The following is a 25,894-nucleotide window of genomic DNA, read 5'->3' as shown; positions in this document are numbered from 1 at the left end:
GGAGATTTTCCGTATGAGCATCAGACAGGCTGCTTATGATGATTACCCGGTGCTGGCCAGGGTCCACGTGGAAAGCTGGAAAACGACCTACAGAGGCATGATTGCAGACGCCTATCTGGATCAGTTGACGGTGGAGAGCCGGATGGAGCGGTGGAAGCAGCTACTAAGCCGGGAAGATAAGGACTTGTGGACATTCGTTTCCGAGGATGAAGCCGGACGGGTGTCCGGGTTTATACAAGGGGGAAAATGCCGGGAGGAAGAGGCCGGGTATGATGCGGAAATCTACGCCTTGTATTTACTTCAGGAACATCAGGGAAAGGGACATGGAAAATTGCTGGTGAACACGCTGATCCAAGCCTTCCGGGTGAACGGCTTCGGTTCCATGTACGTGTGGGTGCTCAAGGATAACCCGGCGCGTCAATTTTATATAAAAATGGGTGGAAGTCCTGTCTCTGAAAAAACGCTGGATATCGCCGGCCAGGCCGTTCTGGAAACCGGTTTGGCTTGGGATAAGCTCTGAAATATGAAGGACGGGAATCCGTCTATGGAAAGGAAGCGGAAAGATGGGCAGCATAATCGATTACTATAATCAGTTTGATGAATGGGGGAGACTGGAACGGGAGCCGGTCGAATTTATGGTCAACTTCCATTTCATCAAACAGTATTTGAAACCGGGAACACATGTCCTCGACAACGGGGCGGGGCCGGGCAAATATGCGGTTGCGCTGGCGCAGGAAGGCTATGACGTGACCTTGACCGATTTGTCTCCACGCCTCGTCGGCCTCGCGGCCGGCAAAGTGAAGGAATGCAAGCTGGAGGAACGGTTCCGGGGGATACACGTGGCCGATGCAAGAGATCTTGGAAGATTTGAAGACGGGCGGTTTGACGCCGTTATGATGCTTGGGCCGCTGTACCATCTCCAGCAGGAGGAAGACCGGAAGCAGGCGGCCCGGGAGCTCTTCCGGGTGGTCAAACCCGGCGGACATGTATTTGTCGCCTTTATGTCCCGGACGAGGCATTTAATAAATTCGCTGCTGCATCCGCAGTCCTGGAAGCCGAATGATACAATGGACGGCATTGATGAGTTTATGAGAACGGGTGTATTCAACCACAGCGATGATGGCCGGTTTACGGAAGCTTATTATTTTCCGATTGATGAGATCCGTCCCTTCATGGAGCAGCACGGCTTCGACAGCGTGAAGTTGATCGCATCCGGCAGCGTGGTGCAGTCTATGAACGAGGAACAGTGGGCATACTGGCGGGGCCGCGGTCCAGAGGAATATCAGCGGTTTCTGAACCGTATCATGGAGGCTGCAGAAGACCCATATATCCTAGGTGCTTCCTCTCATCTGCTGTATATCGGAGTCAAGCCACAATAACCGAAGGGTATTTCTTACTCCGGAGGATTCCGCTCTATTACGAGGAAGTGACGCTTGTAAGTGTTTTTGTCCGGCAAACCGATTATACTGTAACTAACATAGGGTTATGCGCATACGGGAGGAAGAGCTTTGGAAGACTTGGTGCAGAGGGAGCACGAAATCATGAAGGTATGCCTGCTGGCCGGGCAAATCATGCTGCAGAGCGGAGCGGAGACGTACCGGGTGGAAGATACCATGGTACGGATTGCCGCTTCTTTTGGCGTGGATAAAACGCATAGCTACATGACCCCTACGGGACTCATTTTTTCTATGGAGGATCCGCAGCCGATCACGAGGCTGAACCGGATTTCGGACCGGACGACGAATTTGCATAAAATCGACCGCGTGAACAGCGTATCCCGCCGCATCAGCAAAGGGGAGCTGACCATCACTGAAGCGCGCCGGGAACTGGAAAACATCCAGCGGACAGGCGATATTTACCCGCTGTGGCTGCGGTTGCTGATGGCGGCGCTGGCCAGCGGCTGTTTCCTGATCATGTTCCGCGGCATCTGGCCCGATTTCCTGCCCGCGGCTGTGGCCGGAGGTCTCGGATATTACTGCACGCTGATGCTGCAGCGGATGATTCCGGTCAAGTTCTTCGCCGAGTTTTCGGGAGCGCTGGCCATCGGCCTCTGCTCGATCCTGTTCGTCAAATTCGGCTTCGGGCAGGACCTGGACATTATCGTCATCAGCTCGGTCATGCCGCTCGTACCGGGGCTGCTGATTACTAATGCGATCCGCGATTTGATGGCAGGCCACCTGGTTTCCGGCTTGTCGAAGGGGGCCGAGGCGTTCATCACCTCTTTTGCGATCGGGGCGGGCATCGCATTTATGCTGTCATTTCAATGAGGAGGATGCCGTATGTACATTGAACAACTCGTCACGAGCTTCGTCGCATCGGCTGCGTTTGGCATGCTCTTCAACACCCCGAAAAAGGCGCTGCTGCAGTGCGGATTTGCCGGGATGGTCGGCTGGCTGCTGTATATATGGCTTCAGGATATGCACGTGCTGCGGATTACAGCCACCGTGGTCGCCAGTTACTGCGTCACGATGATCAGCCATTTGTTCGCCAAAAGGTACCGCACGCCGATCATCGTGTTCAGCGTATCGGGCATCATTCCGCTGGTCCCCGGCGGAACGGCTTATGACGCGATGCGCAACGCAGTTGAGAACCAGTATGACCAGGCCGTCCAGCTGGGAGCCGAAGCCTTTATGATTTCGGGGGCGATCGCCCTTGGCCTGCTGTTGTCGGAAGTGACCAATCAGCTCATCCGGAAGTGGAGAGTGTAGGTGTTGGAAATTTCACCGGTCAAAATATGAGGAGCTCGGGGGGATCTGCGTGCCAAAGCGCATTCTGCTAATCGAAGACGATAAGGAAATCAGCCAGCTGATTGAGAGTCATTTAAAACAGGAAAACTATGAAGTGTTTGTCGCGCTGGATGGGGAAGAAGCGGAATCATTTATTGATAAGGAGGAGTTTGATCTGGTTTTGCTGGATTTAATGCTTCCTAAAGTAAATGGCATGGATGTGCTCAAGCAGATCAGGGAAAGAAGCGTCGTTCCCGTCGTTATTATTTCCGCAAAAGGCAGCGACCTTGACAAGGCTCTAGGACTTGGTTTTGGAGCAGATGATTATCTAAGCAAGCCGTTCTCCATGATTGAGCTAACCGCCAGAGTGCAAGCTGCCATACGCAGGGCAACGCAATATATCCGGACGGATCATCAGCCGACGGAGGATCGGATTCATTATAAGGACCTCACTCTTGATTTAAGCACGTTTTCTGTGCAGGTCCGAGGTCAGAGTGTTACGCTCACCTCCAAGGAGTTTCATATTCTGAAATTATTCTTAACTTATCAGAGCAGGGTGTTCACCAAGGAGCAAATCTATCAATTCGTCTGGCAAGACGATTATTATGGGAATGAAAACGTGATTAACGTTCATATCCGCAGGCTTCGAGAAAAAATTGAGGAAGATCCTTCCAATCCCCAGTTTATTCGTACCGTTTGGGGCATCGGATATAAATTGGGAGGGTAGCCATGGTTATTTTTCTAAGCGCGGCCATTGCTGTTTTGCTCCTCATGAATATTTGGCAGTTTGTTTCACGCAGAACATGGAATCGGAATGTACAGGAAATATCGAATAAAATCATGGAGATCATCGAACATCAAACCGCCGAGAAGGTGCTTTTCCAAACCGACCAGCAAGCCGTGCAGCAGTTGCTGATCCAAATCAACCGTCTGCTGGATTACAACCAAAGAGTGATTGCGGATTATGCCAGAACCAAGGATAGTCTGAAGAAAATGATATCCAACATGTCCCACGATTTGAAAACGCCCCTGACGGTCATTCTGGGTTATGCCGAAAAGCTGAACCAGGAAGAATCGATTACCGAAGAAGAGAGGAAGCAGGTAATTCTGCGGCTAAACGATAAAGTGAACAGTCTGGTCGCATTGCTTAACCAGTTTTTTGATCTCGTTAAAATCGAGTCGGAAGACTACGAAATCCCGCTCAGCAAAATTTCCCTCAATGAGATTTGCCGCCAAAGCGTGCTTGAATTTTATGAGCTTCTGACATCCCGAGGTCTTCGGGTGGAGCTTGAAATTCCGGAGCGTCCCCTTTACATACTCGGTAATGAGCATGTGCTGCAACGAATATTAAACAATTTAATATCAAATTCAATCCGGTATGGAAGCGACGGAGGCGTGTTTGGTTTAACGCTTCGGGAAGAAGGCGAATCGGTTGCTGTCGACGTCTGGGATCGCGGAAAAGGCATTACGGAAGTCCACCAGGACCGCGTGTTTGAAAGACTTTACACATTAGATGACGCCCGAAACCCGCAATTTCAGGGTAGCGGACTAGGCCTTAGCATTTCGAAACGTTTAACGGAGGCGATGAAAGGATCGATTCGGCTTACGAGCACACCGTTTGAGAAAACGACGTTTACATGTATTTTTAAACAGGTGCCATATTAGATCTCCCGTAAGAGGTGTTCTGTCTGAACGCCTCTTTTTACGAACTTAAGAAACTTGTAAGGATTGAGTAAGAAAAATGATCCATTCCTTGCTTTACGATAGAAGTAATTCAAAGGATGAATATAGACGGGAGGATCATAACTCAAATGAGCGACGTCATTCGAACCTATGAGCTTACCAAAACGGTAAAAGGAAAAACGATTACTTCGAATGTTAATCTCACGGTAAAAAAAGGAGAAACTTACGGCTTGCTTGGACCGAACGGTGCCGGTAAAACGACGATCATGAAAATGCTCACGGGAATCATCATCCCCACATCGGGAGAAATCATGCTATTTGGCAAGAAGTTTACGGAATCTGCAAAAGACGGGTTAAAGCGAGTCGGGAGCATCATTGAATATCCGATATTTTTCGAACATCTAACAGCCATGGAGAACTTGCGGATTCACTGTGAATATCTGGGCTTTTATGACGGAAAGGCCATCACCCAAGCGCTGGATATGGTCAATTTGCATGGGATTGATGACAAGAAAGTGAAGGACTTCTCGCTTGGCATGAAACAGCGTCTGGGAATCGTCCGTGCCATGATTACGAAGCCTGAGCTGATTGTCCTGGATGAACCCACCAATGGGCTGGATCCCATCGGGATTAAAGATATGCGGGAATTAATCCGGATGTTAAACAAGGAATATGGCATAACGTTTCTCCTGTCTAGTCACATCCTGGGTGAAATCGAGCAGATGGCTGACCGAATCGGGATGATTCAGCACGGGAAACTGGTGAATGAAGTCGCACTGGCCGACATTCAGAAGTTGCGGACCGATTATATCGAACTGGTCACTTCGAATGTGCAGAAAACGGTCTATTTGCTTGAACATAAGCTCCAAATTTCCAACATCAAAATTGTGAAGGATACAAGGATTCGTGTATACGACACGGCCCGATCCACAAGTGATATTTCGAAAACATTGATATCGAACGATATTGAAATTGAGGAAATTCAGAAGCATACGAGTACGCTGGAAGACTATTTTTACCACCAAATCCAGGGGGGCGATAAGTTTGACTAAACTGATTGAGCTCGAGTGGAGAAAATTAGAGCAGAAAAAGGTTATCGGTGAAGTGATGATCTATTGGGTGATCCTTATGTTTCTTCCCGTTTTCTTTTTAAAAGTGGTCATGGCTGATTTAGCGTTCACGGATTTTGAGGAGAGTTATTCAAGCGCGATGGAGCTGATGTCGGCGATCCAAATGGGGTTTGTTCTGTTCGGCGCCTCCATGATTAATCACGTATTTATCGAGGAATATAAGAATAAAACGATGTCCCTTTCATTCGGATATCCCATTAGCCGCAAGAAACTGGTTATGGCCAAAGTTTGGTTTATCTTCCTGGCGGTTTTCCTGTGTACGCTTATATCTTTTGTACTATCCGGAATTACCACCTATGTGTTCGATTTGTTCATCGACGTCATTCACGGACTGCCAACCCTCGCGGACATCATTTCGTTTACGGTCAAGTCGATCGTTCATTCCGCGGTTGTCTCGGTGATCAGCTTTGTTCCGCTGTTTTTGTTCGGGATCTGGAAGAGGGCGGTCATTCCGACCGTGATTTGCTCTGTTTTTCTCATGCAGTTCCCGAATTTCGCAGGACTGCTTCATATTCCGTTGAACACGAACATGTTATACGTAGTGCTGGGCCTGATTGGCTTGGTCAGTGTCTACTTGTCAATTGCCAAAGTGAATCAAGTGGGGGATATTTAGCGATAAAGATTTATTTTTAAGGGGATCAGGGCTGAAAAAGCAGGCAAAAAAATCAGGCGTCAGCGATTCGATTTGCTTCTCCTTCACTGAGGAGGAATGTTGAATCGGCTGCTTGGCCTGATTTTTTTGTCATCTTCAGGTATTTCGTACGCCGAGCCTCATCCGGTAGCTGAACAAAACCTGCAGCGTCCTTTCCTGGAAAAAGTCATCGACGATCTGTTTGAAACGCTTAATGTCTTCATCCAGCTCTTCCGGGTTTAGCCTGAGGACCGTTTGAACTCCGCCCTGGCTCATTGCGATGCCGAAATACCTGTCAGCATCGCAATCCTCCGCATGATGGAACACAATTTCCTTGGCGAACCTGAAATGGCCGCTGTCCTTAATGGCCGCGAGATGCTTTTCCTTATCCCTTTTGACAGCCTGCTTCTCTTGGCTGAGCTGTTCGCGGATGATGCCGTCGGCCCGGTTGATCACTTCTTCGTAGGCTTGCTCCACCTGCCAATACAGCGTCGGCGGCCAGTCGCAATCGTAGACGGCGAAGATGCCGCCGGGCTTCAGCACCCGGGCAGCCTCCAGCAGCGTGCTTGCCGGCTCCATCCAGTGAAAAGACTGCGAGCACGTAATAATGTCGGCGGTTTCGCTGCCGACGGCAAGCTGGTTGGAGTAGCCTGCCATAAAGCGGATGTGGGCTGCATCCGTCATCTGCTCCAGCTTGGACTCCGCGACGCTGCGCATGTCGTCATTCGGCTCGATGCCGATAACCTGGTCCGCGTGCTTTTTCCAGACCAGCGTGGACAGCCCGGTGCCGCAGCCCAGATCGAGCACCAGTTCCGGCTTGCGCTGAAGGTACCCAGTCAGGAGGGACGTCACCAGGGGAGGCGCTGCGGGCCGGTAGCGGTCGTAGGTATCCCCGTATCCGGAGAAACGTTCGATATTGCGCTGATTGTTTCCCTCTGGAATGATGCTCATACGCCTCTTGCTTCAAAGCGCTTCAGAATTTCGATGATGACCTGTACCGACTTCAGCATATTGTCGACGGAAATGTATTCGAACTTGCCGTGGAAGTTTTCACCACCCGTAAAAATATTCGGCGTCGGCAGCCCCATATAGGAGAGCTGGGAACCGTCCGTTCCGCCGCGGATCGGCTTGACAATCGGCTTGATGCCCAGGCTTTCCATCGCTTCGTAGGCTACGTCGACGATCTCTTTTACCGGCTCGATTTTTTCCCTCATGTTGTAGTACTGATCGCGCATTTCCAGGATGACGCGCTCCTCGCCGTATTTTGCCTGAAGCTGCTTCACGACCTGGGTCAGATGCTCCTTCTTAGCGGCAAATTCCGTCCGGTCAAAATCGCGGATGATGTACTCCATTTTTGTGCGTTCGGTATCTCCGTTCTGCGAGAGCAGATGATAGAATCCTTCATAGCCTTCCGTATGCTCGGGCGCCTGCTCCGGTGGAAGCATGGAATTCAGCTCCATGGCGATTTTGATCGAGTTTACCATCTTGTTCTTCGCCGTGCCCGGATGAACGTTGGTGCCTTGGATCGTGATGCTTGCCTTGGCTGCGTTAAAGCTCTCGTATTCCAGCTCGCCAAGAGGTCCGCCGTCCACGGTGTAGGCAAAATCGGCGTTGAAAGCCGCAACATCGAATTTCTCGGGGCCGCGGCCGATTTCCTCGTCGGGGGTAAACGCGACTCTGACCGTCCCGTGCTTGATTTCCGGATGGCCGATCAGGTAAGCCATCGCCGTCATGATTTCGGCTATGCCGGCTTTGTTATCTGCGCCAAGCAGGGTCGTTCCGTCCGTCGTGATCAGCGTGTGCCCTTTGTACTGAGGCAGCTCAGGAAACAGCTTTGGGGAAAGGACGACGCCTAGTCCCGCGTTCAGAACGATATCGCCTCCGTCATAGTTGTCGACGATTTGCGGATTAACGCCTTTGCCGGTAAAATCCGTTGCGGTATCCACATGGGCGAGGAAGCCGATCGTCGGCACGCCATCCTTGTCCGTATTGGAAGGAAGCGTGGCCATGACATAGCCGTTCTCATCCATCGTGACGTCCTTCATGCCGATGGAATTCAGCTCTTCCACCAGCATGCGCGCAAGGGTGAGCTGTCCCGGAGTCGAAGGCGTGGTGCTGCTTTCTTCATTCGATTGGGTCTCCACCCTGGCGTAAGAGATTAACCGTTCCGTGAGTTCCTGTTTCAACATCCTTCATCTCCCTTTATGTAAATGGTGTACTACTTGATATGATATCATGGGCAAGGGGCAAAATCACAAGCTTGGTCCGAAAAGCCGAAGTGATTAGCGCCCGTCCGGCTGTCTTCCCTGTCCAAAACGATTATAATAGGTTCATGGAGGTGCGTTGGAAGTGTCGGTTAACGTGTTCAGCCTTGTATTTTCGCTTGTCGTGATCGGCTTGATCCTTTTGTTTTTCTTCGGCCTGTTCAAATACGTATCCAACGGCAGCAGGCATGTCAGAAATTCCGATGCCGCCTTGAGGAGAGTTGAGGAGAAGCTGGATTACATTATATACAAAATGAATGAGAAACAGGGGGATGAGCGATGACGGCAATTCCTTTTAAGGCAATCATTCAATCGGAGGAGGAGCTTCGATTACTGAGCAGTCCTCCCAGCGAACTGGTCAGGAACAAGGTTATCACGCGTTTGGATTCCCACTGCCGCGAATTTATTTCCAAGTCTCAGCTGCTGTTCCTGTCCACGAGTGACGCGGAGGGCAGCTGCGACGTATCACCCCGCGGCGATGCACCGGGCTTTGTATACATATTGGATGATACGCGGCTGGTCATTCCGGAAAGACCAGGTAACCGGAGGTATGATTCGCTGCTAAATATTTTGCAGAATCCGAGTGCCGGGCTGATCTTTATCATTCCAGGGCTGGAGGAGACGCTCCGGATTAACGGAAAGGCCTGCATTACTGCGGATCCTGAGCTGATGGAGAAACTGTCCGCCCAGGGGAAAATCCCGCAAATAGGCATCGGCGTGGAAGTCGAAGAGTGCTATATTCACTGCGCCAAAGCCTTCAAGCGCTCCAAGCTGTGGGATCCGGAACAATGGCCGAAGCGGGAGAATCTGCCAAATCCTGCCGCCATCATCGCGGATCATGTGCGCGGATTAAAGGTTACGGAGGAGCAGGTCGCACGGTCGCTGGCGGAAAGCTACGAAAAGCGATTATATTAATAGAACGGATATGATCATTAATAGGGGGGGCTGGCTTTGAGTATCATTCCGATGTTGGCCGTTCATGATGCTGCCGCTGCCATTTCTTTTTACCAATCGGTGTTTGGCGCGACGGAAGCGAACCGGATGGTTACGGAAGACGGGAAAACATCGCATGCTGAAATCCGGGTCGGTGATGCGCGGTTCATGGTCGCGGACGAATTTCCCGAGCATAATACCGCAGCGGAAACACTCGGTGGAACGCCGGTGATTTTGTATATCACCGTTGAGGATGCATTGGAAACAGTGAACAACGCCCTTGCGGCTGGAGCGGCCATGCTTAGGGAGGTTGCCGCACAGCCTCACGGGGACTTGGTTGGGAAGATCAAGGATCCGTTCGGCCATGTTTGGATGATTGCCGAGCCCTTGAAGACCGTACCGCAGAAAAAAATAATTCAAGGAAATTGAAACTGCCGAACAATTTTCCCGGGAGCCCGCCCGGTCGGGGCAAGCGTCGGGTTCATAACATGAACAATGAGCGCAGGAACACTGCGCCAGGAGGAAATGATGAAATCCCTTTTTCTATATAATTGGCAGGTACGCGATGAATGGTTTGATGTCTGCGCACAGTTGAGTCATGAAGAATTACTGAAGGAGCGAACGGGCGGAGTTGGCTCCATCCTGAAAACCTTGTTCCACATCGCTGACGTCGAGTACAGTTGGATGCTGGCTGCCGAAGGCAAGGAGGCTGCAGAACCAAAATTCGAGGATTTCGCGACCCTGAGTAAAGTCAGAGCCTTGTCCGACAGCTACGTGACAGAGCTTCGTCCGCTGATTCTGAGCCGGAGTCCTGAGCGGGACGGGGAAATCGTCAAGGCCGCCTGGCATGCCGAACCCTTGCGTTACGGAGAGGTCGCAAAGCACGTCATCGCCCATGAAATTCATCATATGGGCCAATTGTCCGTTTGGGCCAAAGAGCTTCATGTGCCAAGGGTTTCGGCCAATTTTATCGGCCGTGGACTTGGTGAGCAGTAAAACTTGAAGGAAGGTAACCATTAGGCATGGAAATACAGATTCAACCGATGACCCGGGAAGCTGCCGCCCGGATATCGACATGGCACTATCCGGCTCCGTATGACTTCTATAGTATGGCAGCAGATGAAGAAGATATATTGGAGCTGATGAACGGGGATTATGCAGCAGCGTCGGACTCCGCCGGAAATTTGGTCGGTTTTTACTGCACGGGCAATTCAGCCCGTGTTGCCGGAGGTTATGGGGCCGGTCTATACGAAGATGATACCTGCGTTGATTACGGATTGGGCATGAATCCCGAGCTGACGGGGCAGGGTGCAGGCCTGGATTTTGTAAAAGCAGGCATGGCTTATGTTTCCGATAAGTTTCCCGGGAAGGGAATCCGCCTAGCGGTGGCCAAATTCAATCAGCGTGCTGCAAAGGTATACAGCAGGGCAGGATTCAGGGAGACCTGCGAGTTCTCCTCGATGGTGGGGGGGCGGAACGTGCTCTTTATCGGCATGGTTTACAGATTTCCCGATGATGCCCGGACAACATGATATAATAACTCCGGGGCTGACGGCCCCGGATGGAACATCGCCGGGCAGCCATGGATATGCGCCCGGAGCAATTATTAAGAAAAATCAGGTGAACAACATGCGAATTGCGCTTTTTGATTCAGGCCTCGGCGGACTGACCGTGCTGTCTGAAGCCGTAAAGCAGCTGCCCAACGAAGACTTTTTATTTTTTGCAGACACGCTTCACGTTCCTTACGGAACCAAGACAAAGGATCAGGTTCTGGATTATGTCCGCCAGTCCGTGGACATGATTCTGCAGGACGAGATCAAAGCGCTTGTCATTGCCTGCAATACGGCGACGAGCGCCGCAGCGGAGGAGCTTCGCCGGGAATACGACATTCCGATCATCGGGATGGAGCCTGCGGTTAAGCCCGCAGTTGAAATGAACCGGCTGACCGGGAAAAGGGTGCTGGTGGCGGCAACCCCGCTGACCCTGCACCAGTCTAAATACACCCAGCTCGTTTCCAGGGTGGATGACCACAGCATCGTAGACTCCCTGCCGCTCCCCGAGCTGGTCGGATACTGCGAAGCGCTGGAGTTCGACCCGGACCGGATGACACGGTATTTTCTGGATAAATTTGCCGATTACCGGCTGGAGGAATACGGAACCCTGGTGCTCGGATGCACGCATTATCCCTTCTATACCCGGATCTTGAGGCAGATTCTGCCGCCGCATATTGAGATCATTGACGGGAGCGCCGGGACGGTGCGGAGGCTGGACTATATTCTTAAGAAAACGGGAACGTCCGGAATGCAGCGCGGAGGAGATATCCGTTTTGCCTGTTCCAGCGGGGATCCGGAATATATGGCAAAAATGCATAGAGCTTACGACTATTACAGCACTCAGGTCGCCGGCTTCGAACGGGCCGCTGATCCTTCTTTCTAAAGGGAACGCTGCGTTCCGCTTAGCTCCAGTAGCCGATGTACAACGGGTCCTTCAACTTTTCCGCCGTGGTAGCAAATAACGGATGATATGTCGTAGGCGGCCAGTTGGGCGATGGACTGCGTCGCAAGCGGCATATCGACGGTCGTGTCGGCATCCGGCCCATGCAGCTCTCCGTCAACGACACGGAGGGCGTCGGCCGCGATCAGCGTCCGGGTCGGCCGATGGTATAAACTGATATGCCCGGGAGTGTGCCCCGGTGTGCCAATCACGGCGATGCCGCCACAGATGGGGAGCTCTTCCCCTTCATGGATGATTGTGTCGACAGGTGACCGGGGTGGATTCTCCAGCGTAGAAATAAAGGCATTACGCCACTCAGCAGGTACTTCCGGAGGCAGAGACGCTTTGGCCCGTTCGATCGCCTCCGGGGTTACCTTGATCAAACGCTTTTCACCCTGAATATAGGGCCTTTCTTCTTGACTGGACATGACTTCGACCGGACGAGGGGCGTGCTGGCGTATGGCCGGCAGGCTGCCGATATGATCCAGATCCTGATGCGTAATGATGACATGGGTAATCGAATCGATCGATAGGCCATGGGACTTCATCGCTTCCCGCAAGAGGGGATACTGACCGGGGTAGCCGGTGTCAATCAGGAGCGTATCGTTTCCATCCGTAATGACCGCAGGGTGAACGGTGTTAACGCTGCCCATCATGACGGCGGATACGTCCAGCATTAACACGCTTGTGGCAGCTTGGTTCGTACTCATCCTTCGATTCCTCCCTAATTCCAACTCATGGATTTCAAGACAGAGTCTATATTACGGACAGGGAACTAAGTTGTCAAAATAAATATTTTATTATAACACAAAAACGTTGTTTTGTCAATATATATTTTTGGTGCTATATGCAATATGGTAATCCGGCGTTTTTTGCAAAAATTTCAACATGAAGGGGGCCCAGCGATGCGTGATGTACAGTACCCTATCCTGCATACGGAAAGGCTGAGGTTGAGGCCGCTTGAGCCGGAGGACCGGGAAGACGTCTTTCGGTTGTTCTCCAACCCGGAAGTCACCCGGTTCATGGATATTGAGCCTTTGGTGAGCCTGGAGGAAGCGGACGAAATTATTGCGCTCACCCGCAGTTCCGGCTGCAGGTATGCCATATTTGACCGTGAGAACGATACGTTTATGGGCACCTGCGGATTCCATTGTTGGGTCCAGGACGGCGAGAGAGAAAGGGCGGAAATGGGCTATGATCTGTCTCCGGAGTATTGGGGCAGCGGTTATATGCCTGAGGCGCTCGAAGAATTGATGAAGGCCGGCTTTGAAGTGATGAAGTTGGATGAGATCGAAGCCCATGTGGAGCAGGATCATCCTCGATCGCAAAAGGTTCTGAGAAGGCTCGGTTTTCGGGAGAACCACCTGCGGGACGGCCACTTGATCGTTTTCAGGGCCGGAAGAGAGGATTTTGCCGGGCGCCGCACCTTCAGGAACGCCGTAACGCTCCGGCAGTCAGGGAATGCCGAGCAGTCCAGGGAAATTTGGCTTTCCCTGCTGGCGGAACAGCCTGAGCATCCGGAGATCTTGTATCAGACCGCATGGACCCACGACGTGCTTGGCTTGGAGAAGGAAGCCGTGCCTTATTATGAAAAGGCGATTTCGCTCGGACTGCAGGACGAAGAGCTGGCGGGGGCGATGCTTGGGCTCGGCAGTACATACCGTACGCTGGGACGATATGAGGACGCAAAGTCGCTGTTGAAGCAGGCGATGGAGAAGTTTCCCGAACGCAGGGAGTTTTCTGTTTTTTACGCCATGGCTCTGTACAATTTAGGGGAGCATGCCGCTGCAATGGAGGTGCTCCTCGGGCAGCTTGCGGAAACCAGCGCGGACAACGGGATCCAAGCGTACCGGAAGGCGATTGCCTTTTATGCCGATAAGCTGGATCAGGTGTAGGATTAGCCTTGTTAACGGCCAGCTGTGTGGGTACGAAAAGGCTGAATGCAGGAGGAATCATGAACATACAGGGTGTGAATCATTTTTGTTTTTCCGTTTCGGATCTGGATCGGTCCATCGCTTTTTACAGGGACGTTCTGGGCGCCCAGCTGCTCGTGCAGGGCCGGAAGCTGGCTTACTTTGATCTAGCAGGACTCTGGATTGCGCTGAATCAGGAGGATGCGGAGCGGGGGGATACACCATCGACGTATACTCATATCGCCTTTACGGTGAAAGATCAGGATTTCGAAGCCTGGCTGTCCCGACTACAGAGTTACGGCGTTCGCGTACTTGAGGGCAGGCAGCGGGATGAACGGGACAAGCTCTCGGTATATTTCCTGGACCCGGACGGGCACCGGTTTGAGCTTCATACCGGCACGCTTGCGGATCGGCTCGCCTATTATCGGGAGACGAAGGGCCATATGAAGTTTTACGACAAGGAGGATGTTGGCAAATGACGACGATCGGATTTGTAAGGCACGGCATCACGGATTGGAACATCGAGCGCAGGGCGCAAGGCCAGACGGATATCCCTTTGAACGAAACCGGGCGGGCCCAGGCAAGAGCCTTGGCTGCACGGCTGAAGAAAGAGCGGTGGGACGCTGTCTATGCCAGCGATTTGTCGCGGGCGCGGGAAACCGCCGAAACGATTGCGGCCGCGCTGGGGCTCACCGTCCAGGTCGATCCGCGGCTGCGGGAAATCCACTGCGGTCAGATCGAAGGGACGGTCGAGGAAGACCGGGTGCTTCGATGGGGTTATGATTGGGCTTCGCTGGATCTCGGGATCGAGACCGACGACTCGATGATTGCCAGAGGAATGGAAGCGGTCATGGACATTTGCGCCAGCCATCCTGAAGATCGCGTCCTCGTGGTAAGTCATGGGGCGCTGATCGGCACGCTGCTTCCTGTTCTGATTCCGCACACGGACACGTCCGAGCATCTGCACAACACATCCATCACCGTCATCCGAAAGATCGAAGAGAGCTGGGAATGCGGGCTATTCAACTGCGTCAAGCATTTGGAGCAGCTGACGATCTGAACGAGCCTGCCTGTTAAGGATCGGTTTTAAGGCTGTGTATCTCTGAACTTAATGGATATCAGTCTTTCGGTCACCGTGTTAAACCGGACGGTAGCCAGCACAGCTGCCGGCATGCCCTGCCGGCTAAGGAGCAGCTTGAACGTTTCTTCCGCTTCCGTCGGCGACAGATTGATGCGTCCGATATGCAGGTAATCCGTAATTTCCGAGTTGTATTTTTTCTGGGCTTCCTTCACGGCGATCAGGCCCCACTTGGCGTAGGGAGGATCAACGGAAGGGTCCGGCTCGGCAACGAGCAGCGAGAGAGACAGCGCGAGGGACAAGGCGACGGATTTGACGAATACGGCGGACATCCACTTCATAGCTCTATTGCCTCCTGAGTATAAATCTGACCGTTCACCTGCAGCGTGAGGTGCCGGCATACATAGAATTCCCATGTTTTGCAGGTCTATGAGGAATGCAGCCATGGTTTATCCGCAATGAAATCGGCAGGGTCGTGCTATATAGAGGAATCGTGCTCGTGGTTTCGGGCTCGTCCGGAAGCCTGCATTCGTCACCCCAAGCTGGAACAAAACTTTCCAAACATTGCAACATGAAGGCAGATGGCACCACACGGCGGAGATACAGGCATCGGAGCTGCCTTGCGAAATCAAGCCATAGATGGGATGGGATCTTATGATAACGACCGTAACGATGAACGCAGCCATTGACAAAACATACTACTTGCCGGCATTTCCCCACGGGAAGGTATCCCGGGTCAGACAATATCTGGCAGCCCCCGGGGGGAAAGGCATTAATGTGGCGAAAGTCGCCGCACAGCTCGGGGCAGAGGTTACCGCTTCGGGCATCGTCGGCGGCATGAACGGGGAAATCATCAAGAAGCAGCTGGATGATATGAGCATTGCGCATCAATTTGTCGCCGTGGAAGGGGAGTCGAGACTATGCCTCAACATCATCGATGAAGAGACCGGGTCGTCGACAGAGCTTCTGGAGCCCGGTCCGGTGGTGGATAACCGGGCACTTGACGCGATGGTGCAGACGATGTCCGCACTGGCACGCACATCGAAAGTCGTCTGCATCAGCGGCAGCCTGCCGGCCGGGGCCCCGGCCGATTATTACATCCGTCTTGTCGGCGCGGCCAAGAAGGAAGGGGCATATGTGATTCTTGACGCCAGCGGTGACGCGCTCCGATTCGGACTGCAGGCAAATCCGGATATGATCAAGCCCAACGAAGAAGAGGTTGCTGCTCTGCTTGGCACGGGCATCCGGGATGAGCAGGAGCTGCTCCGGGCGATGGAAGACTTGCTCCGCGAGTACCGGATGGAGCGCGTCTGCGTGTCGCTCGGGGGTGCCGGATCGCTGACGGTCACTTCGCAGGGACGTTATCGTGCCGTGACCCCTCCGATTCAGGTGGTCAATACGGTAGGCTGCGGTGATTCTTTTGTGGCGGGCATGGCCGTGTCGCTGCTGAAGCAGCTCCCCGCCGAGGAGGGCATCGCTATGGCCGCTGCCGCGGGGACGGCGAACGCCTTATCGGCCATGGCCGGCAGCGTCGATCCGGACACCTTCCGCCGGCTGCTTGGCCAAGTGGAGATCAGCAGAATGTAAGCTCCGAATGACAGCTTTATATTTGTGCACAGGCTGCGGTTCCTGAATCGCGGCCTGTTTGACTACATGGTGATATCAGGGAGGAATAGCCCTGCCGCAAGGCGAATCTATTAATGCGGCTTTACAGCCCATCGACTAAGATAAAGAAGGGGTGAACGGCTTGATTCAAGCATTGATTTTTGATTTTGACGGTCTCATCGTCGATACCGAAACGCCGGCCTATCACGCTTTCTGTGAGATTTACCGGGAACATGGCACAGAGCTGCCGCTGGAGACGTACGCGAAGTGCGTCGGCACCAATTTCGACGTATTTAATCCGTATACGTATTTGTCCGAGTGTCTGGGCAGGGAAGTGGACCCGGCCCTCGTCAAGGAACAGGTCAATGTCATCTACCGGGAGCTGCTCAAGGATGTTGAAGTCAGACCGGGGGTTGAGGACTATTTGATGGAGGCCAAGCGGCTCGGGCTGAAGATCGCGCTGGCATCAAGCTCTTATTACAACTGGATTGAGCCATATTTCAACAAATTCGAACTGGAATCTTACTTCGACGTTATTTGTACTGCGGACCTCGTGTCCAAGGTCAAACCGGATCCAGAGCTGTACCTGCTGGCATTGCAGAAGCTGGAAGTAAACCCGGATCAGGCGGTGTCTTTTGAGGATTCGCTTAACGGCTTTATTGCAGCCAAAGGAGCAGGCGTACATACGGTGATCGTGCCTAATTCGATGACCCAGACCTTCCCTTTTGAAGGCTATGATGTGATGATTTCCAGCATGTCGGAGATGAAGCTGCAGGATCTTGTCCGGGAGCTGGAAGCGTAAGGCTGCAAAAGCCCGGAAAAACCTGTACTTTTTTGCAACTTATTGATTGACGTATATTGGCAGTGCCCCTTATGATAATGAATAATCCAGTGGTTATTTAATTCTATGAAAAATATCCGGGCAGGCAGTTCATGCACCCGTGTGCTCCGCTTGATACGGTATTTTTCGCACTTATTTACTTTAATGCTTTCGTATATGACAGCGTTAAAGAAGAGAATCGGAAGGGGTTATGAACATGAAAAAGAGAAATTTGCTATTATCCATCGTGATGTCCTCACTCCTCGTAACCATGGCGGCCGGCTGCGGAAACTCGGGCACCAAGTCCAGTGAAGCCGGGTCAGGTAGCGGGACCGGGACCGATGCAGGTAGCACAGACAAAAAGACCTACACCGTAGCCATTTCGCAAATCGTCGAGCATCCTTCCCTGGATGCCACGCGCGAGGGCTTCATCGCCGCATTGAAGGATGCGGGGATTACGGAAGGCGATAACCTGAAGATCGATTTCAACAACGCGCAGGGAGATCCGGCTAACAACCTTTCCATTGCCCAAAAGATCGCCTCCGGTAAAAATGATCTCGTTCTTGGCATTTCTACCGGTTCGGCGCAAGCCCTGGTACAGCAGGTCAAAGATACGCCGGTGCTGTTCGCGGCAGTTACCGACCCGCTGGATGCCAAGATCGTCTCGAATCTGGATCAGCCAGGGGGCAACGTAACCGGAGGCTCGGACACGAATCCGGAAGCGGTTCAACGGCTGATGGACTTCATCGCTGAGAGCTTCCCGAACGTGAAGAACGTCGGGATCGTCATTAACGAAGGCGAGCCTAACGCGATCGTGATGGCCAAAAATGCCGAGGAAACGCTGAAAAAGCATAACATCAAGCTGGTGCGCGCGGCAGTAACGAACACATCGGAAGTGAAGCAGGCTGCCGAGTCCTTGGTGGGACGGGTAGATGCGCTGTTCATTACGCTGGACAACACCGTCGTTGACGGCGTGGATTCCATTATCCAGCTGGCGAACGAGAAGCACATTCCGTTCTTCTCCAGCGACCGGGATACGGTCGAGAAGGGAGCCTTTGCTACGGTCGGTTTTAAATACTATGACCATGGCTACCAGGTAGGCCAGATGGCGGTCGATATTTTGAAGAACGGCAAGAAGCCGGGCGACATGAAGGTGACGATGCAGGAGAAGCTGGACCTGATTCTGAACCTGAAGGCGGCTGAAGCGCAAGGAATCACAGTAACCGACGCCATGAAAGACAAAGTAACGGACAAAGAAAACGATATTATTCAGTAATCGAGCGATGGGGAGTGGCCGGAATCTTCGTCCACTCCCTTCGTCATAAGGGAGGCTGACACCATGCTGGATTCACTACTGGGAGCACTTGAGCTCGGGCTGCTGTACTCGCTGATGGCGCTCGGCGTATATATCACTTATCGCATTCTTGATTTTCCGGATCTGACGGTGGATGGCAGCTTCACCACCGGCGGCGGAATCGCCGCCGTGATGATTACCCACGGCTACAATCCGTGGCTGGCAAGCCTGGCGGCGTTCGGCGGCGGGCTTCTCGCGGGAATTTGTACGGGACTTCTCCATACCAAGGGGAAAATCAATGCACTGTTATCCGGTATTATCATGATGATTGCGCTGTATTCGATCAACATGCGGATTATGGGAAAACCGAACACGTCCCTGCTTGGGGAAAGCACCGTTTTTTCATCAGTGAACGCTTTCATTACGATGCCGATCGCGGTGATCCTGATTTTGCTTCTGCTGAATCTGTTCCTGCGGACCGATTTGGGGCTTGCATTACGCGCAACGGGAGATAACGCACGGATGATCCGCAGTTTCGGCGCCAACACGGATACGACGACGGTTCTCGGCGTCAGTCTGGCCAATGGACTGGTCGCCCTCTCCGGCGCACTGGTTGCCCAGCAGTCAGGATTCGCGGATATTTCCATGGGGATCGGCATGATCGTCATCGGGCTGGCTTCCGTCATTATCGGTGAGGCGATATTCGGAGCGACGAATGTGATCCATACGACCATTTCCGTCGTGCTCGGGGCGATCGTGTACCGGATCGTCGTGGCGCTCGCGCTCCGGGTGGAATGGCTCGATACGTCCGACCTGAAGCTCATCACAGCCATCATCGTGATCATCGCTTTGGTGCTTCCAACCGCAAGGCGCGCTCTTCGTCAGAAGCAGCTGGCCAAGCGCCGAACCGAAGAGCTGTCCAGCCAGCTGGGCAGCAGAACAGGCCGGACGGTTGGAGGTGATTTCTGATGCTGGAGCTGAGCAGAGTATCGAAGCTGTTTAATCCGGGCACGCCGGATGAAAAAATTGCGCTGCACGACATTTCATTGAAGCTGAATCCCGGCGACTTCGTCACGGTGATCGGAAGTAACGGGGCGGGCAAGTCCACGCTCATGAACATCATTTCCGGCGTCATGAAGCCCGACGCAGGGGATGTGCGGATCGAGGGAGCGGTGATCAGCCAGCTTCCGGAATTCCGCCGGAGCCGCTGGATCGGCCGCGTATTCCAGGATCCGATGGCGGGCACCGCTCCCCACATGACGATCGAGGAAAACCTGGCAATGGCTTATACGAGAGGCAAGCAGAGAGGACTGGGGCTGAGCATCAAGTCCGGCCGGCGGGGGATGTTCAAGGAAGAGCTGTCCAAGCTCGGCATCGGCCTGGAAGGGCGGCTGCGGGCGAAGGTCGGTTTGCTGTCCGGAGGAGAGCGTCAGGCGCTCAGCTTGTTGATGGCCACGTTCACCAAGCCGCAAATTTTGCTGCTGGATGAGCATACCGCGGCGCTGGACCCTGCAAGGGCGGAGCTGATCACGCGGCTCACCGACCGGATTGTCCGGGAGCTGAACCTGACGACCCTGATGGTCACGCACAATATGGAGCAGGCGATCCGGCTCGGCAACCGTTTGATCATGATGGACAAAGGCAGAATCATTCTGGACATCAACGAACAGCGAAAAAAGACGCTGACCGTCGAAGAGCTGCTGGCTGAATTCGAGCAAATCAGCGGACATAAGCTGTCCGACGACAGGGTTGTCCTGGGATAATATCTTGAAGATGAAGGGAAGAGGGCCTTCGCGGTTAAAGCCGCGGAGGCCTCTTTTTTTGCTGAAGCAACGTGGGGAATCTATTGAATCCGAGCAGGAGAATCATCGATTAGATAATGGACACAGTTGTTATCCATACGTTTTCTATACAAATATACAAAGGACTGCCTTGGCGGATCCACTGAAAACCACCTGCAGCGGGCTTCAGCGATGCGGCCCGTCAACGGTTCATCCTGCCTCGAAGATAACTCTAGTTATTGATATTCGTTCCAACAAGTTCTAAAATACTATATTGAATGAACTGGTCACTCTATAGTTATTAGAAGAAAGAGAACACCCGTTGGATGGAGGTTTCGATTTTGTTAGGAAAGATGAGGCTCAGCATTCGGTCCAAGATTATTCTTGGATATATTTTTGTGCTCGTGTGCGTTGTGGTGTTCCTAGGAGTGATTTCGAGCCGGGTTGCTTCGCTGCAGCGGGAAACCGATTTTATCAGCCAGCATGACATCGAGGTCCATGACCTGGCCCACAACATTGAAAAGTCCTTGCTGGACATGGAGACAGGCCAGCGCGGATATATGATCACGGGAGACACGAGCTATCTGGAGCCGTACACGGCGGCCAGCTCGAAATGGGAGAGCGAGTACAACCAGCTGTATCGTTTGCTGGCGGACAACCCTGAGCAGCAGAAAAATCTGGAGGACATCAAGGCCAATATCGACCGATGGATTGAGATCGCAGGCAAGCCGTCCATTGAGATGAAGCGCAGCGGTCAGGATGCTGAAGTTCGGACATTTTTCCAACGTGACCCGGGCAAACCGGAAATGGATGCCATGCGGGAAAAATTAACGGCGTTTTTGGACACGGAGAAAGGGCTGACGAGCGAGCGGGTGCAGACGCTTGAGGACAATAACCGCAGACTGATCACGATCATCTATCTTCTTTGGATTGTGCTCGCGGCCATATCCATCTCAGCAGCCGTGCTGATCTCCAGAAATATCGTTACGACGATCAAGGAAGTTACGGGTACGATTCGTGACATCGCCTCAGGCGGCAATTTGAACAAGCGCATCCATACCCGCACGCGCGATGAAATCGCAGAACTCGGCAGTGCAACGAACGACCTGCTTCGGGAAGTGCAGCAGCAGAATGAAATGAAGGAGCAGATTGCCGCCACCGCTACACTGCTTCAGAACGAAGCGGGCCTGGCCAGTCTAAGCCGCGTGTTTGTCAATCGGCTCGCTTCGATTTTCCAGGTGCCTTATATCGTATTGTACGAAGCCAAGGAGGAGGAGCTGGTGCGGCTCGCTTCCTATGCAGGAGAACACGAGGGTGAGGCAGGCAAATCGGTCATCGCCTGGGGTCAGGGACTTGTCGGCCAGTGTGCCGCCGATCAGAGCATGATCACACTGGACCGGGTACCGAACAACTACATACACATCTCCTCGGGATTGGGGAGCGCCGTTCCGACCTATATTGCTGTTGCTCCGATCGTGTTCGAGGGCAGGACGCTGGCTGTGATCGAAATTGCCGCGCTGGTGACGTTCAGCAAGCACCAATTGGACATGCTACGGCAGCTCTTGGATACGGTTGGCGTCACGATGCACAGCGTGATCAACCGAGCGCAAATCCAGCGCTTGTATATGGAAGCCCAGACGATGAATGAAGAGCTCCAGGCCCAGTCTGAGGAGATGCAGGTGCAGACGGAAGAACTGCAGGTTCAGTCCGAAGAGCTGCAGATGCAAACCGACGAGCTCCAAAGCTTGAATGATAAACTGGAGTATCAGAAAGCTCAGGCGGAGGAAGCGGCGGCCGAGATGGAAAAATACGCGGAACAGGCGAAGCTCAGTTCCAATTATAAATCCGAGTTTTTGGCCAACATGTCGCACGAGTTGCGCACTCCGCTGAACAGCATGCTTATTCTGTCCCAGATTTTGTCGGAGAACAAGAACGGAACGCTGCAGGAGGAAGAGGTCAATTACGCCAACGTCATCCATTCCTCCGGTACGGACCTGTTGCGGCTGATCAACGATATTTTGGATTTGTCCAAGGTAGAATCGGGACAGATCCAGCTGGATATCAGCTCGATCAACGCGGGTGAACTGCCGGAGATCATGTACCGCTACTTTGCCAAAACGGCCGAGGCCAAGTCGCTGGACTTCAAAGTCGAAATCGCGCCGAACGTAGGCGACGTCTTTTTCAGCGACGAGTTAAGACTCCATCAAATATTGCGGAACCTGTTGTCCAATGCGTTCAAATTTACCGAACGCGGGGAAGTGTCTTTAAGCATATACAAGCTCGACTCGGTTTCGACCCCGCAGTTTTCCATGCCTTATGAGACATTGGCCTTCGCGGTTCGCGATACCGGAATCGGAATTACCGAGGAGCAGCAGCAGGTGATCTTCGAGGCCTTTAAACAGGCGGATGGAGCAACGGCGCGGAAATATGGGGGCACAGGACTCGGACTGTCCATCTCGCTTCAATTCGCCAAACTGCTGGGAGGAGAGCTGGTCGTGGAGAGCGAACCCGGCAAAGGAAGCACGTTCACCCTTTACCTCCCTTACCAGACCGAGTATGTCGATGAGTCGCCGATGCTGGTGATGCAAGCCGAGGCAGCGGCAGCCATCTCCGGTCCGTTAAGTACGGCTTCGGCGCAGGCTGCGCGTCCTGTGGGAAGTCGGATTTATGCGGAGGAGCCTGCCACCGATCCGCCGGCCGCAGAGGATATGTTCCTGGAAGACTCGGCCTTGTTCGATGGGAAGAAAATCCTCGTTGTTGACGACGACATTCGAAACGTATATGCGCTGGCCAATGCCTTGGAGAGATATAATATGCAGGTGCTCACCGCACAGAACGGATACGAGTGCCTGGACTTGCTTCAGGCCGAACCGGATATCGATATGATTCTGATGGACATTATGATGCCGGAAATGGACGGTTACCAGACGATGCGGAATATCCGCCAGACGCTGGAGATGACCGATCTGCCGATCCTTGCGTTGACCGCCAAGGCGATGAAAGAGGATCGGGATAAGTGCTTGGCGGCCGGCGCTTCCGACTATTTGAGCAAACCGCTGAACATCAATGAAGTGATTGCCAGAATTAAAGTTTGGCTGACGAGATCGGAAATTTAATATAGTAATCGATTCAATAAAAAGCGACCCAGCGGGAAGTCTCCGGTTCGGTCGCTTTTTATTTGGTTAAACCGCCGAAATCGGAGCGTTTTTTTGAAAAACTTACCTTGACAATAGGATGGTTAGGTGAGAAAATGTACGCGCGTACATCATTCGGAAAAGGGGGAGTTGCCATCGCATCCCGCAAAGAGGTGGCCGAGCTAGCCGGGGTATCGGAAGCGACGGTGTCGCGGGTGCTCAACGGAGTTGGCCCCATGAAAGAAGAAACGAGACAACGCGTCATGGAAGCTGCCAAGAAGCTGAATTACGTTCCCAGTGCACTGGCCCGTAATTTTGCGACCAGCCGCAGCGGCAACATTGGTGTCGTTCTTCCATATGTGCCGAAGGTGCATATGTTTTCGAGCTTTTTCTTCTCGGAAATTTTAAGCGGAATCGGCAGCAAAGCGAGGGAGCTGGGTCATGATATCCTGCTGCTGTTTCAGACGCCCGGCGAGTCCATGGATTATGTCCGCTGGTTTCATGCGCATAAAATCGATACATGCATCATCCTGGGGGCGAAGGATGATCCGGAAGAACTGCTGGCCCTTCGCCGTCTCGCAGAGGAAGGACTGCCTTTCTGCCTGATCAATCAGCACTTTGAAGGCGAGCCCTTCAGTGAGGTCGATGCAGACCATGTACAGGGCAGCTATATGGCGGTCCGCCATCTGATCGAACAGGGATATCGCCGGATCGCGTTCATGAATGGGCCGCTGACCTACTCCAACAGCCGGGATCGCCTTCAAGGCTGCGAGAAAGCGCTGGCCGAGGCGGGTTTGGTGCTGGAGGAGGAACGGATCTTCCGCGGAAACTTCAGCCGCAGCAGCGGCATCACCGCTGCTTCCGAATTAATGAAGGTCATCGATCAGGTGGATGCCGTCTTTGCCGCAAACGACCGGATGGCCATCGGCTTGATGCAGGGTCTCCGGGATCTTGGGCTGTCTGAAGAGCGTTTTCCGGCCATGTTCGGCTACGACAATTCGGATGCTTCACAGGTAACGACGCCTGAACTGAGCAGCGTAAAGGTTCCTTTTTATGAAATGGGGGAAATTGCGGTCGCTGAAGTGCTGAAGCGGCTGGAGCAGGGAGCATCGGCTTCGGGTGAACCCTTTCGGATCATGCTTCCGACGGAGCTGGTCATCCGGGCATCGTCCCAGAATCTGCGGCTCTAATGAGCCAGAAAGTCCAATATACCAAAGAGATGGAGGAATTCGGATGGAAATGAAAGCGCTGCGAATTGGCATGGTAGGCTACAAATTTATGGGGAAGGCCCACAGCAATGCGTACCGGGCGCTGCCCATGTTTTTCCCGGAGGCGCCGATTCAGCCGCAGATGGCGGCGATTTGCGGCCGTGATGCCGATGCGGTTCAGCAGGCGGCCGGGCAGTACGGCTGGGACGAAACGGAGACGGATTGGCGAAACCTGGTGGCGCGGGATGACATCGACCTGATCGACATCAACGCGCCGAGTGATGCGCATAAGGACATCGCGCTGGCTGCCGCCAAGGCAGGGAAGCATATTTTCTGCGAGAAGCCGCTGGCCCTGACGCTTGCCGACTCGCGTGAAATGCTGAAGGCTGCAGAGGAGGCGGGAGTGAAGCACATGGTCGGCTTTAACTACCGGTTCTCGCCTGCGGTCCGGCTGGCCAAAAATCTGATCGAAAGCGGCCGGCTGGGACAAATCTATCATTTCCGCGCCTGGTTTCTGCAGGACTGGATTCTGGACCCTGCCTTCCCGTTAGTATGGCGGCTGCAGAAAGATATCGCGGGTTCGGGCTCTCACGGCGATCTTGGGGCCCATCTGATCGATTTGGCCCACTACCTCGTCGGCGATATCCAGGAAGTCATCGGCATGAGCGAAACGTTTATCAAGGAGAGACCGCTCGCAGAAAATATGACCGGACTCAGCGCCAAAGGCAGTCTGGGCGGACCGATGGGCAAAGTGACCGTCGATGATGCAACCCTGTTTATGGCCCGGTTCACAGGAGGCGCGCTCGGTAGCTTTGAGGCGACCCGGTTTGCGGCGGGACACCGCAGCACGAACTCGTTCGAGATCAACGGCAGCAAAGGCAGTGTCAAGTTTGATTTTGAGCGGATGAACGAGCTGGAAGTGTACTTTACCGACGACCAGGAGGATGTGCAGGGCTTCCGCCGGGTGCTTGCGACCGACGCCGCTCACGCGTATTCGCATGCTTGGTGGCCTGCTGGACACACCATCGGCTTCGAGCACACGTTTACACATGAAATGCTGGAGCTGATGGAAGCGATTCACGAGGACAGACAGCCTTCCCCGAACTTCCACGACGGTGTGAAATGTCAGGCGGTGCTTGAGGCGGTGGAGCGTTCCGTCGAGGAGCGGCGCTGGGTGGAAATTTCGGAAATGTAAGCCAAT

At 53.2% G+C, this 25,894-nt stretch carries 29 protein-coding genes; 25 read left to right on the top strand and 4 right to left on the bottom strand.

Annotation, left to right across the window (positions count from 1 at the left end):
• Positions 1–13 precede the first annotated feature (13 nt).
• From K2F33_RS28070 to K2F33_RS28035, 8 genes are all read left to right on the top strand, one after another.
• Positions 14–520, top strand: coding sequence for a GNAT family N-acetyltransferase (locus K2F33_RS28070; RefSeq protein ID WP_263880200.1), 507 nt, complete (start codon positions 14–16; stop codon positions 518–520).
• 43 nt (positions 521–563) lie between these two features.
• Positions 564–1,379: a class I SAM-dependent methyltransferase gene (locus K2F33_RS28065; protein ID WP_263880199.1), complete on the top strand. Its 816-nt coding sequence runs from the start codon at positions 564–566 to the stop codon at positions 1,377–1,379.
• A 129-nt stretch (positions 1,380–1,508) separates the two neighbouring features.
• Positions 1,509–2,267, top strand: a complete 759-nt coding sequence (locus tag K2F33_RS28060; RefSeq protein ID WP_263880198.1) for a threonine/serine exporter family protein — start codon at positions 1,509–1,511, stop codon at positions 2,265–2,267.
• Positions 2,268–2,279: 12 nt separating this feature from the next.
• A complete protein-coding gene (locus K2F33_RS28055; RefSeq protein ID WP_076167793.1) occupies positions 2,280–2,708 on the top strand; it encodes a threonine/serine exporter family protein in 429 nt (142 codons plus the stop codon).
• A 49-nt stretch (positions 2,709–2,757) separates the two neighbouring features.
• Entirely contained in the window at positions 2,758–3,453 is a 696-nt protein-coding gene (locus K2F33_RS28050; RefSeq protein WP_280518751.1) for a response regulator transcription factor, read from the top strand.
• A gap of 2 nt (positions 3,454–3,455) precedes the next feature.
• Positions 3,456–4,391 (top strand): sensor histidine kinase, encoded by a 936-nt coding sequence (locus K2F33_RS28045; protein ID WP_263880197.1) that lies wholly within the window; start codon positions 3,456–3,458, stop codon positions 4,389–4,391.
• Positions 4,392–4,537: 146 nt separating this feature from the next.
• On the top strand, positions 4,538–5,461 hold the full coding sequence (locus K2F33_RS28040; protein WP_212983280.1) for an ABC transporter ATP-binding protein: 924 nt from the start codon (positions 4,538–4,540) through the stop codon (positions 5,459–5,461).
• A complete protein-coding gene (locus K2F33_RS28035) occupies positions 5,454–6,152 on the top strand; it encodes an ABC transporter permease (protein ID WP_263880196.1) in 699 nt (232 codons plus the stop codon). The genes K2F33_RS28040 and K2F33_RS28035 overlap by 8 nt, the downstream gene beginning before the upstream one ends.
• A gap of 135 nt (positions 6,153–6,287) precedes the next feature.
• On the opposite strand, the gene K2F33_RS28030 is transcribed toward K2F33_RS28035, so the two are convergent.
• Together K2F33_RS28030 and pepT are read right to left on the bottom strand one after the other, a co-directional pair.
• A complete protein-coding gene (locus K2F33_RS28030; RefSeq protein ID WP_263882473.1) occupies positions 6,288–7,115 on the bottom strand; it encodes a class I SAM-dependent methyltransferase in 828 nt (275 codons plus the stop codon).
• Positions 7,116–7,117: 2 nt separating this feature from the next.
• A complete protein-coding gene (gene pepT, locus K2F33_RS28025) occupies positions 7,118–8,356 on the bottom strand; it encodes a peptidase T (protein ID WP_076169509.1) in 1,239 nt (412 codons plus the stop codon).
• 163 nt (positions 8,357–8,519) lie between these two features.
• Between pepT and K2F33_RS28020 the strand changes: the two genes are divergently transcribed.
• From K2F33_RS28020 to murI, 6 genes are all read left to right on the top strand, one after another.
• Positions 8,520–8,717, top strand: coding sequence for a hypothetical protein (locus K2F33_RS28020; protein WP_076167781.1), 198 nt, complete (start codon positions 8,520–8,522; stop codon positions 8,715–8,717).
• Positions 8,714–9,349 (top strand): pyridoxamine 5'-phosphate oxidase family protein, encoded by a 636-nt coding sequence (locus K2F33_RS28015; RefSeq protein WP_263880195.1) that lies wholly within the window; start codon positions 8,714–8,716, stop codon positions 9,347–9,349. The genes K2F33_RS28020 and K2F33_RS28015 overlap by 4 nt, the downstream gene beginning before the upstream one ends.
• Positions 9,350–9,385: 36 nt before the next feature.
• The gene (locus K2F33_RS28010; RefSeq protein WP_084203757.1) at positions 9,386–9,796 is read left to right on the top strand and encodes a VOC family protein; all 411 of its coding nucleotides are present in this window, start codon (positions 9,386–9,388) and stop codon (positions 9,794–9,796) included.
• A gap of 99 nt (positions 9,797–9,895) precedes the next feature.
• Positions 9,896–10,363 carry a DinB family protein gene (locus tag K2F33_RS28005; protein ID WP_076167774.1) on the top strand — a complete coding sequence of 156 codons (468 nt, stop codon included), beginning with the start codon at positions 9,896–9,898 and terminating at the stop codon, positions 10,361–10,363.
• 26 nt (positions 10,364–10,389) lie between these two features.
• Positions 10,390–10,899 carry a GNAT family N-acetyltransferase gene (locus K2F33_RS28000; RefSeq protein WP_212983282.1) on the top strand — a complete coding sequence of 170 codons (510 nt, stop codon included), beginning with the start codon at positions 10,390–10,392 and terminating at the stop codon, positions 10,897–10,899.
• Positions 10,900–10,996: 97 nt separating this feature from the next.
• Positions 10,997–11,803: a glutamate racemase gene (gene murI / locus K2F33_RS27995; RefSeq protein WP_263880194.1), complete on the top strand. Its 807-nt coding sequence runs from the start codon at positions 10,997–10,999 to the stop codon at positions 11,801–11,803.
• Here the strand turns inward: murI and K2F33_RS27990 are convergent.
• Entirely contained in the window at positions 11,800–12,570 is a 771-nt protein-coding gene (locus tag K2F33_RS27990; protein WP_263880193.1) for an MBL fold metallo-hydrolase, read from the bottom strand. The genes murI and K2F33_RS27990 overlap by 4 nt on opposite strands.
• Before the next feature lie 195 nt (positions 12,571–12,765).
• On the opposite strand from K2F33_RS27990, the gene K2F33_RS33665 reads away from it, so the two are divergent.
• The 3 genes from K2F33_RS33665 to K2F33_RS27970 are packed head-to-tail and all read left to right on the top strand — an operon-like array spanning position 12,766 to position 14,833.
• Entirely contained in the window at positions 12,766–13,755 is a 990-nt protein-coding gene (locus K2F33_RS33665) for a tetratricopeptide repeat protein (protein WP_318671421.1), read from the top strand.
• Between the two features lie 59 nt (positions 13,756–13,814).
• Positions 13,815–14,252 carry a metallothiol transferase FosB gene (fosB, locus tag K2F33_RS27975; protein WP_089546629.1) on the top strand — a complete coding sequence of 146 codons (438 nt, stop codon included), beginning with the start codon at positions 13,815–13,817 and terminating at the stop codon, positions 14,250–14,252.
• Positions 14,249–14,833 carry a histidine phosphatase family protein gene (locus K2F33_RS27970; protein ID WP_076167761.1) on the top strand — a complete coding sequence of 195 codons (585 nt, stop codon included), beginning with the start codon at positions 14,249–14,251 and terminating at the stop codon, positions 14,831–14,833. Before fosB ends, K2F33_RS27970 begins: the two co-directional genes overlap by 4 nt.
• 26 nt (positions 14,834–14,859) lie before the next feature.
• Here the strand turns inward: K2F33_RS27970 and K2F33_RS27965 are convergent, their stop codons facing one another.
• Positions 14,860–15,192, bottom strand: a complete 333-nt coding sequence (locus K2F33_RS27965; RefSeq protein WP_076167758.1) for a DUF3889 domain-containing protein — start codon at positions 15,190–15,192, stop codon at positions 14,860–14,862.
• Positions 15,193–15,505: 313 nt separating this feature from the next.
• Here K2F33_RS27965 and pfkB point away from each other — a divergent pair, with 313 nt between their 5' ends.
• The 8 genes from pfkB to K2F33_RS27925 all read left to right on the top strand — a co-directional run bounded on the left by pfkB (position 15,506) and on the right by K2F33_RS27925 (position 25,888).
• Complete coding sequence (gene pfkB, locus K2F33_RS27960) at positions 15,506–16,438, top strand: 1-phosphofructokinase (protein ID WP_076167753.1); 933 nt, start codon at positions 15,506–15,508, stop codon at positions 16,436–16,438.
• Between the two features lie 160 nt (positions 16,439–16,598).
• Positions 16,599–17,258, top strand: a complete 660-nt coding sequence (locus tag K2F33_RS27955; protein WP_263880192.1) for an HAD family hydrolase — start codon at positions 16,599–16,601, stop codon at positions 17,256–17,258.
• A gap of 235 nt (positions 17,259–17,493) precedes the next feature.
• Entirely contained in the window at positions 17,494–18,552 is a 1,059-nt protein-coding gene (locus K2F33_RS27950; protein ID WP_263880191.1) for an ABC transporter substrate-binding protein, read from the top strand.
• Between the two features lie 63 nt (positions 18,553–18,615).
• The gene (locus K2F33_RS27945; protein ID WP_076167748.1) at positions 18,616–19,539 is read left to right on the top strand and encodes an ABC transporter permease; all 924 of its coding nucleotides are present in this window, start codon (positions 18,616–18,618) and stop codon (positions 19,537–19,539) included.
• On the top strand, positions 19,539–20,333 hold the full coding sequence (locus tag K2F33_RS27940; protein ID WP_263880190.1) for an ABC transporter ATP-binding protein: 795 nt from the start codon (positions 19,539–19,541) through the stop codon (positions 20,331–20,333). The genes K2F33_RS27945 and K2F33_RS27940 overlap by 1 nt, the downstream gene beginning before the upstream one ends.
• A 359-nt stretch (positions 20,334–20,692) precedes the next feature.
• Entirely contained in the window at positions 20,693–23,467 is a 2,775-nt protein-coding gene (locus K2F33_RS27935; protein WP_263880189.1) for a CHASE3 domain-containing protein, read from the top strand.
• A 134-nt stretch (positions 23,468–23,601) separates the two neighbouring features.
• Positions 23,602–24,675, top strand: a complete 1,074-nt coding sequence (locus tag K2F33_RS27930) for a LacI family DNA-binding transcriptional regulator (RefSeq protein ID WP_089546633.1) — start codon at positions 23,602–23,604, stop codon at positions 24,673–24,675.
• A 49-nt stretch (positions 24,676–24,724) separates the two neighbouring features.
• Entirely contained in the window at positions 24,725–25,888 is a 1,164-nt protein-coding gene (locus tag K2F33_RS27925) for a Gfo/Idh/MocA family protein (RefSeq protein WP_263882471.1), read from the top strand.
• Positions 25,889–25,894 lie beyond the last annotated feature (6 nt).

Source organism: Paenibacillus sp. PSB04, from assembly GCF_025809195.1.
In the GTDB taxonomy this organism is placed as follows: domain Bacteria; phylum Bacillota; class Bacilli; order Paenibacillales; family Paenibacillaceae; genus Paenibacillus_AQ; species Paenibacillus_AQ favisporus.
Note: the sequence above shows the minus strand (reverse complement) of the source record. Positions and strands in the feature narration are given on the sequence as shown.

What these genes read in the sequence shown, in the direction of transcription:
- pfkB (WP_076167753.1), top strand. Translation starts at nt 15,506, where the DNA reads ATGATAACGACCGTAACGATGAACGCAGCCATTGACAAAACATACTAC.
- K2F33_RS28015 (WP_263880195.1), top strand. Translation starts at nt 8,714, where the DNA reads ATGACGGCAATTCCTTTTAAGGCAATCATTCAATCGGAGGAGGAGCTT.
- K2F33_RS28070 (WP_263880200.1), top strand. Translation starts at nt 14, where the DNA reads ATGAGCATCAGACAGGCTGCTTATGATGATTACCCGGTGCTGGCCAGG.
- K2F33_RS27950 (WP_263880191.1), top strand. Translation starts at nt 17,494, where the DNA reads ATGAAAAAGAGAAATTTGCTATTATCCATCGTGATGTCCTCACTCCTC.
- K2F33_RS28065 (WP_263880199.1), top strand. Translation starts at nt 564, where the DNA reads ATGGGCAGCATAATCGATTACTATAATCAGTTTGATGAATGGGGGAGA.
- K2F33_RS27930 (WP_089546633.1), top strand. Translation starts at nt 23,602, where the DNA reads ATGTACGCGCGTACATCATTCGGAAAAGGGGGAGTTGCCATCGCATCC.
- K2F33_RS33665 (WP_318671421.1), top strand. Translation starts at nt 12,766, where the DNA reads ATGCGTGATGTACAGTACCCTATCCTGCATACGGAAAGGCTGAGGTTG.
- K2F33_RS28005 (WP_076167774.1), top strand. Translation starts at nt 9,896, where the DNA reads ATGAAATCCCTTTTTCTATATAATTGGCAGGTACGCGATGAATGGTTT.
- fosB (WP_089546629.1), top strand. Translation starts at nt 13,815, where the DNA reads ATGAACATACAGGGTGTGAATCATTTTTGTTTTTCCGTTTCGGATCTG.
- K2F33_RS28055 (WP_076167793.1), top strand. Translation starts at nt 2,280, where the DNA reads ATGTACATTGAACAACTCGTCACGAGCTTCGTCGCATCGGCTGCGTTT.
- K2F33_RS28040 (WP_212983280.1), top strand. Translation starts at nt 4,538, where the DNA reads ATGAGCGACGTCATTCGAACCTATGAGCTTACCAAAACGGTAAAAGGA.
- K2F33_RS28045 (WP_263880197.1), top strand. Translation starts at nt 3,456, where the DNA reads ATGGTTATTTTTCTAAGCGCGGCCATTGCTGTTTTGCTCCTCATGAAT.
- K2F33_RS27970 (WP_076167761.1), top strand. Translation starts at nt 14,249, where the DNA reads ATGACGACGATCGGATTTGTAAGGCACGGCATCACGGATTGGAACATC.
- K2F33_RS27940 (WP_263880190.1), top strand. Translation starts at nt 19,539, where the DNA reads ATGCTGGAGCTGAGCAGAGTATCGAAGCTGTTTAATCCGGGCACGCCG.
- K2F33_RS28000 (WP_212983282.1), top strand. Translation starts at nt 10,390, where the DNA reads ATGGAAATACAGATTCAACCGATGACCCGGGAAGCTGCCGCCCGGATA.
- murI (WP_263880194.1), top strand. Translation starts at nt 10,997, where the DNA reads ATGCGAATTGCGCTTTTTGATTCAGGCCTCGGCGGACTGACCGTGCTG.
- K2F33_RS27945 (WP_076167748.1), top strand. Translation starts at nt 18,616, where the DNA reads ATGCTGGATTCACTACTGGGAGCACTTGAGCTCGGGCTGCTGTACTCG.
- K2F33_RS27990 (WP_263880193.1), bottom strand. Translation starts at nt 12,570, where the DNA reads ATGAGTACGAACCAAGCTGCCACAAGCGTGTTAATGCTGGACGTATCC.
- K2F33_RS27925 (WP_263882471.1), top strand. Translation starts at nt 24,725, where the DNA reads ATGAAAGCGCTGCGAATTGGCATGGTAGGCTACAAATTTATGGGGAAG.
- K2F33_RS27965 (WP_076167758.1), bottom strand. Translation starts at nt 15,192, where the DNA reads ATGAAGTGGATGTCCGCCGTATTCGTCAAATCCGTCGCCTTGTCCCTC.